Source organism: Candidatus Chlorohelix allophototropha (assembly GCF_030389965.1).
Lineage (GTDB): Bacteria > Chloroflexota > Chloroflexia > Chloroheliales > Chloroheliaceae > Chlorohelix > Chlorohelix allophototropha.
Genome location: NZ_CP128399.1, coordinates 2,366,169 through 2,380,596, shown reverse-complemented (window position 1 = coordinate 2,380,596; position 14,428 = coordinate 2,366,169). Strand labels below are relative to the sequence as shown.

At 44.2% G+C, this 14,428-nt stretch carries 14 protein-coding genes; 11 read left to right on the top strand and 3 right to left on the bottom strand.

Annotated features, from left to right (window positions below; translation table 11 throughout):
* The 6 genes from OZ401_RS10455 (at position 1) to OZ401_RS10430 (ending at position 6,428) form a co-directional block, all read left to right on the top strand.
* Positions 1–1,332 carry a GNAT family N-acetyltransferase gene (locus tag OZ401_RS10455; protein ID WP_341468177.1) on the top strand — a complete coding sequence of 444 codons (1,332 nt, stop codon included), beginning with the start codon at positions 1–3 and terminating at the stop codon, positions 1,330–1,332.
* A gap of 86 nt (positions 1,333–1,418) precedes the next feature.
* Positions 1,419–2,855, top strand: coding sequence for a DUF790 family protein (locus OZ401_RS10450; protein ID WP_341468176.1), 1,437 nt, complete (start codon positions 1,419–1,421; stop codon positions 2,853–2,855).
* 26 nt (positions 2,856–2,881) lie between these two features.
* Positions 2,882–4,933, top strand: coding sequence for an amylo-alpha-1,6-glucosidase (locus OZ401_RS10445; protein ID WP_341468175.1), 2,052 nt, complete (start codon positions 2,882–2,884; stop codon positions 4,931–4,933).
* Positions 4,934–5,024: 91 nt separating this feature from the next.
* Positions 5,025–5,462, top strand: a complete 438-nt coding sequence (locus tag OZ401_RS10440) for a hypothetical protein (RefSeq protein ID WP_341468174.1) — start codon at positions 5,025–5,027, stop codon at positions 5,460–5,462.
* Positions 5,463–5,517: 55 nt separating this feature from the next.
* Positions 5,518–5,946, top strand: coding sequence for a type II toxin-antitoxin system Phd/YefM family antitoxin (locus OZ401_RS10435; RefSeq protein ID WP_341468173.1), 429 nt, complete (start codon positions 5,518–5,520; stop codon positions 5,944–5,946).
* A gap of 17 nt (positions 5,947–5,963) precedes the next feature.
* The gene (locus tag OZ401_RS10430; RefSeq protein ID WP_341468172.1) at positions 5,964–6,428 is read left to right on the top strand and encodes a hypothetical protein; all 465 of its coding nucleotides are present in this window, start codon (positions 5,964–5,966) and stop codon (positions 6,426–6,428) included.
* Here the strand turns inward: OZ401_RS10430 and OZ401_RS10425 are convergent, their stop codons facing one another.
* Positions 6,429–6,773 carry a rhodanese-like domain-containing protein gene (locus OZ401_RS10425; RefSeq protein ID WP_341468171.1) on the bottom strand — a complete coding sequence of 115 codons (345 nt, stop codon included), beginning with the start codon at positions 6,771–6,773 and terminating at the stop codon, positions 6,429–6,431. It abuts the gene before it with no gap.
* 258 nt (positions 6,774–7,031) lie between these two features.
* Here OZ401_RS10425 and OZ401_RS10420 point away from each other — a divergent pair, with 258 nt between their 5' ends.
* The gene (locus OZ401_RS10420; protein ID WP_341468170.1) at positions 7,032–7,436 is read left to right on the top strand and encodes a response regulator; all 405 of its coding nucleotides are present in this window, start codon (positions 7,032–7,034) and stop codon (positions 7,434–7,436) included.
* An 11-nt stretch (positions 7,437–7,447) separates the two neighbouring features.
* On the opposite strand, the gene panC is transcribed toward OZ401_RS10420, so the two are convergent.
* The gene (panC, locus tag OZ401_RS10415) at positions 7,448–8,296 is read right to left on the bottom strand and encodes a pantoate--beta-alanine ligase (RefSeq protein ID WP_341468169.1); all 849 of its coding nucleotides are present in this window, start codon (positions 8,294–8,296) and stop codon (positions 7,448–7,450) included.
* Between the two features lie 525 nt (positions 8,297–8,821).
* Here panC and OZ401_RS10410 point away from each other — a divergent pair.
* From OZ401_RS10410 to OZ401_RS10395, 4 genes are read left to right on the top strand one after another with little or no spacing between them, the layout of a single operon-like run.
* Entirely contained in the window at positions 8,822–9,535 is a 714-nt protein-coding gene (locus tag OZ401_RS10410; protein WP_341468168.1) for an esterase family protein, read from the top strand.
* Positions 9,536–9,552: 17 nt separating this feature from the next.
* The gene (locus OZ401_RS10405; protein WP_341468167.1) at positions 9,553–10,533 is read left to right on the top strand and encodes an ATP-grasp domain-containing protein; all 981 of its coding nucleotides are present in this window, start codon (positions 9,553–9,555) and stop codon (positions 10,531–10,533) included.
* 55 nt (positions 10,534–10,588) lie between these two features.
* Positions 10,589–11,998, top strand: a complete 1,410-nt coding sequence (locus OZ401_RS10400; RefSeq protein WP_341468166.1) for an ATP-grasp domain-containing protein — start codon at positions 10,589–10,591, stop codon at positions 11,996–11,998.
* A gap of 16 nt (positions 11,999–12,014) precedes the next feature.
* Positions 12,015–13,124 carry a carboxylate-amine ligase gene (locus tag OZ401_RS10395; RefSeq protein ID WP_341468165.1) on the top strand — a complete coding sequence of 370 codons (1,110 nt, stop codon included), beginning with the start codon at positions 12,015–12,017 and terminating at the stop codon, positions 13,122–13,124.
* 41 nt (positions 13,125–13,165) lie between these two features.
* Here the strand turns inward: OZ401_RS10395 and OZ401_RS10390 are convergent, their stop codons facing one another.
* The gene (locus OZ401_RS10390) at positions 13,166–14,428 is read right to left on the bottom strand and encodes a hypothetical protein (RefSeq protein WP_341468164.1); all 1,263 of its coding nucleotides are present in this window, start codon (positions 14,426–14,428) and stop codon (positions 13,166–13,168) included.

Genomic DNA, 14,428 nt, shown 5'->3' with positions numbered 1-14,428 from the left:
ATGTCAATTGAGTACACATTACCCAAAGAGCTTGGTGATGGTTTGTTGTTAAGGCAAGCTACCTTAGCCGATGCTGAAGCAATTGCCAACTTCAATTCTATAATTCATGGGCAACCGGGTAAGCCAGAAGAAAGAGTAAAGCACTGGACACTTGCGCTAATAAAGGGAGATTATCCAAGTGTTTCCCCGGATGATTTTCTGGTAGTAGTGGATCAAAAACAGGATTGTAAAATAGTTTCAACGCTCTGTCTGATTTCACAAATCTGGTCATTCAATGGGATTGAAATGAAAGTTGGACAACCTGAAATAGTTGGAACTGACCCTGAGTATCGGCGCAAAGGTCTAATACGCGCCCAGTTTGAAGCCATTCATGCTATTAGCAAGGCTAAGGGTGAAATCATTCAGGCAATAACCGGTATCCCGTGGTATTACCGACAATTTGGCTATGAGATGGCGCTTAACCTTAACGGTTATAAGTTTTTTTATTTTCGCAATATAAGCAAACTTGCTGAAGGTGAAACCGAGCAATATCGATATCGCCCCGTCACCCCAAACGACATCCCGGTTTTAACAACTTTGTATGAATCTTACTGTAAAGACCAGCCGATTTGGCGGGTGCGAAACGATGCCGATTGGCAGCGCGAAATTAGCCTCACCGATGAAAAGTATCTGTTCTTTCGTAAGTATTGGCTTATCGAAACCTTGGAAGGTGTTCCGGTAGGTTATTTTAACACTTTGCCGGGAGAAACCTATTCTTACAATATATGCGAAGTTGCGGTAATGTCCGGTCATCCAATAAGAATTGTTTGTGAGTATCTTACAAGAGTATTGAATGAAATGACCAATGAACGAAATAAGGGGCGGGAAAAACCTTTCGAGGCAGCTATCTTCTCACTAGGCGAAACCAGCCCGGTATATGAAGCATTGGGAAAACAACTTGAGAAGCTTAACAAGCCGTATGCTTGGTACATACGGGTGGCAGATTTGCCGGACTTTTTACGCCGGATTGCTCCAATATTAGAAAAACGATTGAGCGGTAGTGTCTTTGAAGGTTTTTCGGGTACATTAAAGTTGAATTTTTATGTAAGCCACTTGCAATTAACTTTTGAAAAAGGCAAACTGACTGATATTAGAGCCTACCAGCCTCAAAGTTTTGAAGATGGCGATGCGCTTTTTCCATACTTAACTTTTTTACAGTTACTATTTGGTCATCGCAGCCTTAGCGAGTTAATTTACGCCTTTGCTGATTGCTACCCAACTAACGAACGTAGCAGGATTTTGATTGAAACCCTTTTTCCACAGCAGGCTACTAACATAATTGTAATGGGCTAAATAGCAGAGAAAAATTTATATTTCTTTACATCTGCTATAATAGAAACAACCATAGTTCGCAAACTACAAGTAAATGGATATAGCCTATGCTAAAACTGGCACAGGTGATGGCACGATTGCACATCAACGGTGGTATTGCCACTGTCAAACAGATGCGTCCACAATTGGGAGACGATTCTCAACGTGCCCAGAACCTGATCGGGCTTTTTCAGGAAGCCGTAAAACAAAATGTTAGTCGAGACGAGTTGGATTTAAGACTGGCGCGTTTTACTGGCGCGCGGCTAGATTATCGTGAAATAGATGGTTTGGCAAAAGTTATCTGTGATAGTTTTACAGAATTCCGTTCCATCACAGGGCAACCGAATGAAGCTGAAAACGAAGATGAGCAAAGCGAACTAGCGCAACTGAGCCGTTTGCGATTGGCAGTGTGGCGTGAGGTTGTAAAACCTGAATTTAGCCCTTTCGCTAATCCTGCTCTAAAAGTAGCTTTAACAGGCAGTTCTGGTAAAATTACAAAAGCTGTAGCCAGCCATGATGAAACTCTGCTTGCTCAACTGCTACCAGAGAGCAAAAAAGAAACGATATTGCGTAGTATCGCGCACCAGAGCGGTTTTAGCTTGAATAACTCTGATGAGCCATTGCGTGTTGGCGATGTCCTTTTTTCTGATCTGGCGGGCAGACACAAGCTAATAGCACTATCAGCGGAACTAACCGTTGAAAACTTACTTAATCGTTATAATGTCGAATTGCTGCGCGGGGTACTATATCTTGCACCTCGTCTGATAATCCGAGTACGTGACAATTATAAAGACCTATTTAAATTCATCAAGCTCTTTGGTTTGATGCATGAAACTCGACCACTCTATTCGAAAAGTGGGATTGAGGGTAATGAAAGCTCAATAGAAGGCTACGAAATCTTGCTGGAAGGCGCAGTTTCGCCTTTTCTAGCGCGTACCGATCGGCGTTATGGAATCCAGTTTGCCCGGTTCTTACCGGCTTTGCTACTATGTGAAGCAGATTGGGAACTTGAAGCCGAATTGGTTACAGGGTTTGGAAAAAACGCCTTGTTCAAGCTAAAGCCGCAACCGCACCTACGGAGCCATTTCAAAGGGAGCGGTGAGTTTGATAGCCAATTAGAGCAAAGCCTGGCTATTTCTTTCGAGGAAAAATTCGGAACCGGAAAGCAGAAAGAGCGCAAAGGATGGGCTATCCAGCGTGAGGATCGCATTATTCCGGTTTTTGACACGGTTATGATACCTGATTTTTCATTTGAACATACCGATGGGCGGCGCGCATTGCTTGAAATAATGGGGTTTTGGCAACCACAGTATCTGGAACGAAAGATTGCAAAACTTAATAGAGCAGGTAGGCGCGACCTAATAGTAATGGTCAGTGAACGAACTCGTTGTGGGCGAGAACATTTTAGTAAAGATGGGCAAGAGCCAGTGTATCCCGTAATATTTTTCAAAGGCGTTCCAAGATTGGGGCAAGTAATGGAAGCACTAGAACGGTGGGCTATTTGAGTTCGCAAGATAGAGAGTACCCGCAAATGGCACGGGTGGTACTGAAACCTGGGGACTGGAAAGATCTGGAAGGTGGGCTTGACCGGGAATGGCTACTTACCAATGGGTTGGGGGGCTGGGCTAGCGCTTCAATCTTTGGCGCAAATACTCGCCGCTATCATGGCTTGCTGGTGGCTGCCGAGAAGATACCTACCGAACGCACGGTGCTTTTGTCTAAAATTGACGAAGAGCTAGTAATAAATGGGGTAGTGTATCCACTGGAGGTTAATGAATGGTCAAATGAGGTTGCCGACCCACATGGTGATAGATATTTAAAGCAATTTATCCAAAATTACTGGTCGGTCGAATTTCACTATGAAGTAGGTAATTACCGACTCATAAAAATAGTCTGGATGGCAAACGGCTATAACGCAACCTATGTACGTTATCGGCTGGAAGGAATAGAGCAAGGCGATAAGCTTGAGCTACATTTGCGCCCCTTGATAAATCGTAAAAATTCTCATGACGAAGCTCACGCTAATCTTGAACTGCGCTGGTACTGTGATATTTTGGAAAATAATTCCGGATTTAAATATTACAGGAAAGAATCGGGTTTACCATTACAGATTCGCTTTGAAAATGAGAAGGGTTGGTCTGCTACTCAAACTGGATATTGGTTTTATAACTTCTACCATCGCGCTGAAATGGAACGTGGGCAAGATCATTTGGAAGATTTGTTTGGACCACAAATCTATGCCGTTGAATTGAAACCGGGTAAGTCGGCAGGATTAGTAGCCTCATTGGGGGATGCACCGGAAGAGGATTTTGAAGTCTCACTAAAAAACCAGCAACGTAGGATGTTGGGAATACAGTCGTTTAGCAAACTCGATGAATTTGGCAAATGCCTTGCTGCCGCCAGCGATCAGTTTATAGTAGCACGCCCTTCGGTAGAGCAGGTTCTAAAAGCGGACGAAAAAGGCTTGACTATAATTGCCGGGTATCATTGGTTTACCGATTGGGGGCGCGATACAATGATTGCGCTACCGGGTTTAACACTTAGTACCGGGCGTTTTGGGGAAGCTTCCGCGATACTGCGCACCTTCAATGCCTACTTAAGCGAAGGGATGTTACCAAACCGTTTTCCTGATATAGGGGAAAAACTTGAATATAACACTGCCGATGCCACTCTTTGGTTCTTCCAAGCAATATATTCTTATTACCAAGCAACTTCCGACTCAAAACTGGTTAGCGAATTGTTCCCTAGTCTTGAAGAAATTATACAATGGCATCTGCGCGGAACTCGTTACAGCATCAGGGTTGACCCCAGTGATGGATTATTGCATGCCGGAGAACCGGGGATACAACTCACTTGGATGGACGTAAAAATCGGCAACTGGGTCGTAACACCTCGTCATGGAAAACCCGTATGTATCAATGCGCTCTGGTGTAATGCGCTAGGAATTATGAATTATTTCGCGAGTAAACTTAATTTAAAAACTACCCAGACCTATAATACTTTGTACAATAAAGCCCGCCGCTCTTTTCTGGGAAAGTTCTGGAACAAAGAAGGCGGTTATTTATTCGACGTGATAGATTCAGAAAACGCGCCTGCCCCCAATATTAATTCACTCAAGCATGATTCTTCGATTCGTCCCAACCAACTGTTCGCCCTTTCCTTGCCGTTTAGCCCCTATGCGAGTCTTGAAACCGAAGAATTAGTCAAGCAGGCTAAAAGTATAATTAGTATTTGCGAACGTGAGCTATTAACGCCTTACGGTTTGCGAACACTTAACCGGAACGATCCACGTTATAAGGCACGTTATACCGGAAATCAAGCACAAAGAGATGAAGCCTATCATAATGGTACTGTATGGGCATGGTTGCTGGGGGCTTTTGTTGAAGCGCATCTTCGGGTTTTCAAGGATAAAAAAGCAGCTCGAAATTACCTGTTACCCCTCCAAAATTGTCTCAAAGAAGGTGGAATCGGTACTATCAACGAGGTGTTCGATGCTGAACCACCGCACCGACCTTTGGGTTGTATAGCTCAAGCATGGAGTGTCTCCGAAATTATGCGACTCTGGAAGCTGGTAAATGAATAGTAACCTCAATTATGGTTGCTTAATAATCCAATTTCGGATATGATACCTCAAACTGCTGGAGTATTTCATAGATTGAACGTAACAAAAAAACATGAGCAATGATTCCAAGATTATTAGACCTGCTTTTATGGATGCAGTAGAAGCCGCCGCTAACCTCAAAACTGACCGTCAGACTGTGCTGCAATACATTCAAGAAGGTAAACTGAAAAGTTTCGGTGGGAAATCCGGTAATCCCTTTGTGCGTACTGCTGATGTTGATGCACTGGCAGCGGTTCTGGGAATTCTACCTACAAAGGAAGAAGAACCACCTGACCCGCGGACGGTTCAGAAAAATGATCCTGTGCGTAAGATCAAATTGCGCATACAGCAGGATGCCAAATGGAATGAACTCAGTGAATCTGATATGCGACTTTGGGCAAAGGAAATTGATCCGGTAACATTTGTAAGCATGCGTAAAGTAGCTACAGAAGCTATTTCCAAACTTGAGTCACTAATCAAAATAATAGACGAAACCAGCAAATCAAAGTAAGTAAGAATATAAATGAGGTCAGAGATCATTTTTAGAACTATCCAATAGGCATATTATGGGTAAAGAAATTACAACAACACAACTACGCGCCGAATTATCTCACTTGCTCGACATGCTGGATAGTGGCGAAACACACTTCATTATTAAACGAAATAATCAAGCCTCGGCGGTTCTGTTAAGCATGGATAAATTCCGCGACATCATGCAAACCCTCGAAACTTTACGAACTCTTGAGTTCATTGGACAACCGGAACTAGAGGCTAGTAGTTTTCAAGATTATCTAAACTCATTATTAAGAGCGGATAACCATCTCTCGAATGAGAATAATCTACCCTTGCCGGACGATTTCACAGATGAAACAGCCGAATCACCTTCGCTGATTTCATTACCCGGTAACCCTGATAAAGAAAAAGAAACCAAGGTTTTACGGGAAGGTTCAGTAGAAGAAGCCGCTGCCAAGTTGGGAATTCGCTTGATAAAATAAACCGGAGATTTGTTGCTATGCCCAATACACTGGCTAATATACTCCAAAAAAACGAAGATAAAATTGTAGATAAAGCTGCTACCTCCATTAAAGTGATGTATAGCTTTGCTTTTGCAGATGTGCCGATTGAAGATTTAAGAGAAAGGCTATACCACCTACTCGGAAACTTGGTTCAGATAAGTCAGAAAGGGCAGTCGCAACCAGAATTAATTGCTGAATTTGCAAGTAATGTTCTGGTAGGCTCGCTCTACGAGGGCTTTGATAACCGCTCAATCACCGAAGAAGTCTTGCAAGTGGTGGATATCGTCATCAACCAAACGATAGATGCAAGTATGAATGACCCGGAATTTGCGGAAGATAAAGCCCAAAATAAAAAACTTCTCGCACAGGTTATACGAGAAGCTAAAGATATCGTAAATGGTAGAAACCGGGATCAAAACGCCCGAAAAGCCTCGAAGCGTGGCGAAGAACCTACTCAATAACTATTTTTGCCCTTTTACTACCATTTTACCGGAATAACGCCACATATTCATGCCACCTGAGAGATTATATATATTGGTGTACCCTGCAATTGCCGCTACCTCACAAGCCGCAGTGCTACGCTGACCCATTTCACATACAAATATTAACGGCTCATCTTTAGAAAGATTTAGTTGGTTCAGCGCTTGAGAAAATGAGTAAAGACCGTCAATCGATACCAGTACGGCTTGCTCAATGTGGTCGTAGCCATATTCGTAAGGCTGCCGCACATCTATCACCTTCACACCCTTTGCGATCAATTCTTCCGCAGCATCCGCATCAATTGGATGATAAGGTTCTAATGACATTTACAAAAGCCTTTCTCTTTAATCGCCACAACTTAAGCCAGAGTAATAAATCCTCTTAATATTAAGGCAATTCAGCGCTATTCTCAAGGCATTACAGCATAATGCAACGGGTTTTCTACCAGAAATTCTCCATTTTTTGCATTAACAAATTCTCAGGCTATTAACTAATGAAATTAATCCAGAATTTTGCTATACTCATTATAAGTTGTTTTAGTTTTCATTTAAGAAGGAGGAAGCGGCAAGTTCGCCGTAAACAACATGTCAGGTCCGCTTAATACCTCTAATTTAGGTAATAAAATCAAGATTGTAGTGGCTGAGGATTCAAAAGGCACTCGGCATAACTTGATAAATTTGTTGGGTTTTGAGGATGACATTGCGGTCGTTGGTTCTGCCGGAACCGGCAAGCAGGCTATTGACCTTGCTTTCCAACTTAGACCAGATGTAATTTTGATGGACATTAATCTACCGGAGATGGACGGGCTAACCGCCACTCGGCAGATTAGAACCCGCATCCCCTCAATTGCGGTAATAATTATGTCGGTACAGGATGAAGAAAGTTATCATCATCGCGCATTGCAATCAGGCGCTTCTTCTTTCTTGGTAAAGCCCTTTAGCGGGGAAGAATTGGTTAACGCCATTCATTACGCAGCGCGACGTTATTAATTAGCAACCCACTACAGTTGGAAGTTATCGATTAGCCGGGTTGAACCAAAACGTACCGCCATCGAAAGCAAAACCCCTTTTCCGGTTGGTATTAATCCGGCATATTCACGTAGGTCTTCAGGATTTGCCACACTCACATAATCCGGTTTTGCCAGCGTTTCAGAGCTTATAACCTCGTTCATTAGCTTTCGTAAAGCATCGCCTTGTCTATTACCGTTCTCAAAAGCGGTTTGCGCCGCTGTTAACGCACGGTATAAAACTGTTGCTGCCTTGCGTTCATCCACACTAAGATATATATTACGACTGCTCATCGCCAAGCCGTCCGCTTCTCGAAGAGTGGGGCAAATCACAATTTCAAGGGGGAAGTTTAGATCTCGCACCATTTTCTTGATAACCGCGACCTGCTGTGCATCTTTCTGACCAAAATAAGCCTTACAAGGGGATACAATATTAAAGAGTTTAGCCACTACTGTGGTTACACCTTTGAAGTGACCGGGGCGGTGCGCGCCTTCCAGCACATCAGTAATACCCAACACCTCAATCGAGGCATTAAAACCTTCTGGATACATTTCCTGCGGGGTTGGATGAAAAACTGCATCTACTCCTGCGCCTTCGAGGAGATTCAAATCTCGTTCGAGATCACGAGGATAGCGGCTGAAATCTTCTTTAGGACCAAATTGCAGGGGATTAACAAAAATACTGGCTACTACCTTATCATTCTCTGCTCTGGCACGTTTCGCTAAAGAAATATGCCCTTCATGCAGGTATCCCATTGTCGGTACTAATCCAACTTTCAAGCCGACAGCCTGCCAGTTTGAGGTGGCAAGCGCCATCTCCGCCACACTCGTAATAAGCTCCATTTAGTTCCTCTTTGATTACATAACCACTATCTAGCATTATCAGAGCGATTATAACCCAAAGGTTCAGGCTTTCACAATTTTTAATTGCCACAATATATTGCCGTTGTCGTTTCAGCAGTGTTATTTTTGATTCCTGCGCCTGTTGGTGAGTACGCCATCTTTTGGTCTGACCTTCTGCTTCTTGTATTTTGCAAGCGGCTCTACGCTAAACTTGCTCAAGTTAATGAAACATTATAAATGTATAAACTTATTGCACATTCTACTTTAGCCCTTATGCCAGAAATAAAAACAGAAACTGCCCCATCCCCGGCTGAAAAAGAAGAAAAAAAGCTTTGGCGACCTAGATCAAACCATTTCCCTAGCGTCAAATGAAGGTCGGTCGGGCTTTATATTCTCTTAATCCTGTTTTTGTAATGCGAAAAACTGATGCACACCTATATAATTTGTGTAGGTTGACAATTTCCCACCTGAATGTTAAATTCTGCAAGGTTTTGTCTTGGAATCCGTTCAGCCAGAAAGAAGAATATGAATAGAGAATACCACCAATGGTACAGTTCCAGCCTCGGACGTCGCATGGAATTACTGGTTTTTGGGCATGCTGGTGCTCCAGTGATAGTATTTCCAACCTCAATGGGACGTTTTTACCAGTACGAAGATAGCGAAATGGTCGAAGTCCTACGGGATAGGCTGGATAATGGCTGGCTACAGCTATATTGCATTGATAGCGTTGATAATGAAAGCTGGTATAACAACCAAGTTTCGCCTTCAGAGCGAATCAGCCGCCACCTTGCCTATGACCGTTATGTGACCGAAGAGGTTTTGCCATTTATCAGAAATAAAAACCAGAACGATTTTATTATGACAACTGGATGTAGTTTTGGCGCATTTCAAAGTATCAATTATGGATTCCGGCATCCAGAAGTTATCCGCAAGATTGTAGCGCAAAGCGGGCGCTATAACGTCCATACCTATTTGGACGGCTTTGTTAACAATGATGTTTACTATAACGTACCGGTGGATTATATCGGAGGGTTAGGTGAAGGAGACTTTGCCAATAAACTGCGTAGGCAGGAAATTATTCTAATCGCGGGCGAATGGGATGTACCAGTTTGCCTTTACGAAACAAGACAACTTGCCGGAATCCTGGAGTTAAAGGGTATACCACACCGTCTTGATATTTGGGGTGGCTACGACCATGATTGGCCTGCTTGGAGAGCACAGATTCGTAAGTATTTATAAGATCATTGGAGAAGGAAATGGCAAGCAAAGCAAAGAAAGTAAAAGAACCGCTGAAAGTTGGTCTAATAGTTGGGCGGGAAAGCACTTTTCCGCAGGCTTTCATAGACAGCGTTAATTCGAGAAATGCAGGGGTTGTTGCCGAGATGGTTTCTCTCGGCGGTTCTTACATGGATGAGCCATGTGAGTACAAGGTTATCATTGACCGTATCAGCCATGAAGTCCCTTACTATCGTAGCTACTTGAAAAACGCAGTGCTTCAAGGAGCTATTGTTATCAACAACCCTTTCTGGTGGACTGCTGACGATAAATATATTGAGTCAACAATTGCCACTAAACTAGGGGTAGCACACCCCAAAACAGTAGTGCTACCTAACAAGGCGTATGTTGAAGGAATTGTTGACGAGTCGCTGAGAAATTTAGCCTATCCCTTGCCGTGGGATGAAGTGGTAGCTTATACAGGGCTTCCGGCTTTCTTAAAACCGGCAACCGGGGGCGGTTGGAAGAATGTGTATAAGGTGCATGATTTGGACCAATTGTGGCGTTGCTACAACCAAACCGGTGAGCTTACAATGATTTTGCAAGAAGCTATTGAATTCCGCCAATATGTGCGCTGTTATGCTATCGGTCGTGATAATATTAAGGTAATGCCTTATGACCCGTCTGAGCGTAAATACATAGTTGACCCCAATTATCTTTCGAAAGAATTGCACGACCGCATTGTACGTGATTGTCAGGTATTATGCGAAGCGCTCGGTTATGATATGAACACGCTTGAGTTTGCAATTCGTGACGGCGTACCCTATGCTATTGACTTCCTGAATCCTGCGCCGGATATGGATTACTGGAGCGTAGGCGAAATCTATTTTGATTGGGTTATGGGAGCGATGACCGATCTGGTGATTGATTATGCCACTGGCAAACGCAAACCTCAACCGGTACGTTATCGCTGGGATGCACTTCTTGGTGGTAGAGTTGCTCGTGTGCAAGACTCAAAGTAATAGAACAGTTAAAAGCGGGGTAAAAATACCCCGCTCCTTCGATTGGGGGTAGAGAATGGATGCAAATCGGCAAATCAAGCAAGAAGCGGCGCGGCTTGAAGAAGCTGTAGATTATTATCACTCATTGATAACCAGCAGCCCTGAGCTTACTGCCAATAGCTGGCAACTGCTGGTGGATGGCATGCCACCCCGAAAGCTAACCTTTGGGGGTAAGCCCCTTTGCAACGTTTTACGTCCTCATTTTACCACTAGGGTTCATTTCAATTATATTCGTGAAGTGTGCAAAGCGTTGACCGGGGCAATTTCATGCCTAGGCGATGTTATGCTTGGTAGTGATAAAGCCGAAGCTGAGCGATTGCTGGAAGATGTGGGCTTGACAGAAGAAGAACATCGCTTGATGGCGTTTGATACCGGCTATAAGCGTTTGAGCGCGCACAGCCGTCTTGACAGCTTCCTGAGCGTTGATGCTGATGGTTTGACGATGCACTTTGTTGAGTATAATGCCGAATCCCCCGCAGGCGCAACCTATGAGGATGGTCTCTCGGAACTATTCACCACCTTGCCTGTGATGAAAAAATTCACCGAGAAATATCAGCTTAGCCACATCGATGTGAAGCCAAGATTGCTGGATATGTTGTTGAATAACTATCGTGAATATTTGGGAACTCGTCCGCAACGAGTGCCACAAATAGCGATAGTAGATTGGGATGATGTGCCAACCCGCACCGAGTTTGAGCTTTTGCAAGAGCATTTTGCACAGCGCGGTGTGAAAGCCATCATCTGTGACCCGCGTGAATTAACCTATACTAATGGTAAATTGCGTAAAGATGATTATGAAATAGATCTAATTTTAAAGCGGGTATTAGGAAGCGAGCTAATCGAACGGGCAGCGGAGTGCAAACCGGTTTTCAAAGCCTACGAGGATGGCGCGGTTTGCATGATTAACAGTTTCCGCTGCAAAATCTTTCATAAGAAGATGATTTTCGGGCTTTTAACTGATGAGCAAAATCATCGTTACTTTTCTTCACTCCAACTTGAACTGATTGGGAAGCATGTGCCATGGACAAGACGGGTGCGCGAAGGAAAAACCTCCTACAAAGGTGAAGAAATTGACCTGCGCGCTTTTGTTATGCACAATAGGGACAGGCTGGTTCTGAAACCGAATGACGAGTACGGTGGCAAGGGTATTACCATTGGTTGGGAGAGTGACGCTGCTTCGTGGGAAGCGGCTTTTGACGCAGCCTTGACCGAACCGTTTGTGGTGCAGGAGAAAGTTAAGGTGGCAAAAGAACTGTATCCCGTGTTGAATAATGGTGAGACTGTTTTAGCGGAACGACTGGTAGATTGTGACCCTTATATTTTTGACGGTGAAGTAGCAGGGTTGCTGACGCGCCTGTCTGCCGCATCGCTGCTAAATGTTACAGCAGGAACCGGAAGTACTGTACCAACTTTTGTTATTGAGTAATAAAATGGAGTAAAGTATGCGACGCCCTACACCTTCCTTTACATTAGGTATCGAGGAAGAGTTCCAATTGGTAGATCCTACCACACGCGAGTTAAGCCCCCGCAATGCTGAAATTATTGCGGTTGGCACTCCTATATTGGGCGACAATATCAAGCCTGAAATGTTAATGAGTTGTGTAGAAACGGTTACCCCTATCTGCAAAAACATTACAGAGGCGCGTGAGCATTTGACTCGCAATAGATATACTTTGGCAGAACTTGCTTTCAAGCATGGTCTCGCCATTGGCGCTGCCGGTACTCATCCCTTTACAAGTTGGCAGACTCAGCCAATCACTCACCATGAGCGATACCATATTTTGGAAGAAGAGTTACAGGATGTTATTCGCGAGATATTGATTTTCGGAATGCATGTGCATGTCGGTATAGAAGACCGCGACCTTGCCGTACAAATAATGAACGAATTGCGCTACTTCTTGCCTCATATATTGGCGCTTTCCACCAGTTCCCCCTTCTGGATGGGGCGCAATACCGGGCTGAAATCATTCCGGTCGGTGGTATTCGGACGTTTCCCTCGTACTGGCATACCCGAAGAATTTGAAAGTTTTGCCGCTTTTGACAGCTACGTACAAACACTGGTGGATACTCATTGTATTGATGATGGCAAGAAAATCTGGTGGGATGTTCGACCTCATCCTCAATTTACCACAATTGAAGTGCGTATCTGCGATATGCCAACCCGAATGGAAGAAACTTTGGCTTTAGCCGCGTTAATTCAAGCGGTTTGTACCAAACTTTATAAATTGCGTGAGCAAAATATCGGCTGGCGACGTTATAGCCGCGCCTTGATAATGGAAAATAAATGGCGGGCTGTGCGCTATGGTACTGAGGGGAATATGCTTGACCTTGGTAAGCAAGAAGAAGTCAGCGCGCATAATTTGTTGAATGAACTACTGGAATTTGTAGATGAAGTGGTTGACGAGTTAGGTAGCCGCAGGGAAATTGACTATGTTCGCACTCTCATTAAAGGCGGAACCAGCGCTGACCGCCAACTCGCTACTTTTCACGAAACCGGGGATTTTAAAAAGGTTGTAGATCGAATTTTGACCGAAACTATGGAAGGTCTTTAGTTTATTTCGGGCAAGGGGCTATAAGCCTCTTGTCTGTTTTATTAGCCTGCTGCGCTTTCGCCCCAACGCGCTACTGCTTCATTCAGCAATTCTCGGATATGTCCGGGTGGCACTTCACTCACTGCGCTAAAAACTCGCTTGCCTACAAGAATTTGTAAATCACCATTTGCCCCGCCAATAACATGCACTTCTTCGCTGATATAGCCGGGAGTCTTATGATTACGCTCTACAATCAGGTTCTGTAAAATGCTCTCGATACCTGCTGCGAGATTAAAAGCCGGAACAATTGCCTCATCCGCTGCGTTTTCCAACAATTCACGCGCTTCTTTGGAGAGGAAAAGTTTTTGCATCAGTTTGTTGCGTTTGAGTTCACTCCGCCCTATCGCATCTTTGGTTTTCCGCTCTAAATCAACCGAATACAGCGGACGGGCTTCATTTGGGTCATATAACGGCACAATATTTGCAGACGTTTTTTCATTGGTGTGCGAAGGTTCGGGGTTTATTTCATTACTACCAATGCGCTTGTTAGCTAGCCTTTGCGATAATGTTCCTCCTTGCATTGGCGCAGGAAGCGGGATTGACTTGCTATCAAATTGCTCAGTTGGCGACACAGGAGGCGTGTGCCTGCTCTCAATCGGTGGTGTATAAGTAGTGTAATCTACTAGCGTATTGGCGGGAGGTACAGGAGTAGTTCCTGGTTTCTCATCATCAAGCGGGATTTGTAGCGCCGCCGCCACCGGATTCGATTCGGATACCGCTGGATTTACAACGGCAGGTTGGGGCGGAATGTCAAATGATTCACTAAAACAAGTAATAGAGAACAGGTCGCTGGTGCGTCCATTTGTGCCTGACAGCTTAGAGGAAATCTCAACATGCGTATCAGGTAATAACATCTCAAACCAGCTATTCCAAAGCACCTCGATCGCAAAGCTGAATGCTTCAATACCGGAATTGGTGGCTTTACGCAGGTTATCGGTTAAGATCCAAGAAGAAACCTCAATCTCAGCCTGGTGATCGGAAAAGAGGCGAAATTCACCCTTCCACCCGCGTTCTCCATACGCTAGATTCAGGAAAGTTTTGAGAATCTCAAAAGCGTCGGCTAGGTTATCGGCTTTGCTTTTACCAACCAACGCCAGAACAGCTTTCATTTCGGTTTTGCCTAGCGCATTCCGAACTTTGCTATTTAGCTTAAGCGCCTCAGCCCCTCCCAAGACCGCAGTGGTCTTTATCAACCACTGGGCATCCTGAAAGGATATAAGCCAACGCAATAATTCTAGCTGCCGTTCTGGTTTGATTTCGTACAA

What these genes read in the sequence shown, in the direction of transcription:
- OZ401_RS10395 (WP_341468165.1), top strand. Translation starts at nt 12,015, where the DNA reads ATGCGACGCCCTACACCTTCCTTTACATTAGGTATCGAGGAAGAGTTC.
- OZ401_RS10430 (WP_341468172.1), top strand. Translation starts at nt 5,964, where the DNA reads ATGCCCAATACACTGGCTAATATACTCCAAAAAAACGAAGATAAAATT.
- OZ401_RS10445 (WP_341468175.1), top strand. Translation starts at nt 2,882, where the DNA reads ATGGCACGGGTGGTACTGAAACCTGGGGACTGGAAAGATCTGGAAGGT.
- OZ401_RS10435 (WP_341468173.1), top strand. Translation starts at nt 5,518, where the DNA reads ATGGGTAAAGAAATTACAACAACACAACTACGCGCCGAATTATCTCAC.
- OZ401_RS10450 (WP_341468176.1), top strand. Translation starts at nt 1,419, where the DNA reads ATGCTAAAACTGGCACAGGTGATGGCACGATTGCACATCAACGGTGGT.
- OZ401_RS10440 (WP_341468174.1), top strand. Translation starts at nt 5,025, where the DNA reads ATGAGCAATGATTCCAAGATTATTAGACCTGCTTTTATGGATGCAGTA.
- OZ401_RS10400 (WP_341468166.1), top strand. Translation starts at nt 10,589, where the DNA reads ATGGATGCAAATCGGCAAATCAAGCAAGAAGCGGCGCGGCTTGAAGAA.
- OZ401_RS10405 (WP_341468167.1), top strand. Translation starts at nt 9,553, where the DNA reads ATGGCAAGCAAAGCAAAGAAAGTAAAAGAACCGCTGAAAGTTGGTCTA.
- OZ401_RS10410 (WP_341468168.1), top strand. Translation starts at nt 8,822, where the DNA reads ATGAATAGAGAATACCACCAATGGTACAGTTCCAGCCTCGGACGTCGC.
- panC (WP_341468169.1), bottom strand. Translation starts at nt 8,296, where the DNA reads ATGGAGCTTATTACGAGTGTGGCGGAGATGGCGCTTGCCACCTCAAAC.
- OZ401_RS10425 (WP_341468171.1), bottom strand. Translation starts at nt 6,773, where the DNA reads ATGTCATTAGAACCTTATCATCCAATTGATGCGGATGCTGCGGAAGAA.
- OZ401_RS10420 (WP_341468170.1), top strand. Translation starts at nt 7,032, where the DNA reads ATGTCAGGTCCGCTTAATACCTCTAATTTAGGTAATAAAATCAAGATT.
- OZ401_RS10455 (WP_341468177.1), top strand. Translation starts at nt 1, where the DNA reads ATGTCAATTGAGTACACATTACCCAAAGAGCTTGGTGATGGTTTGTTG.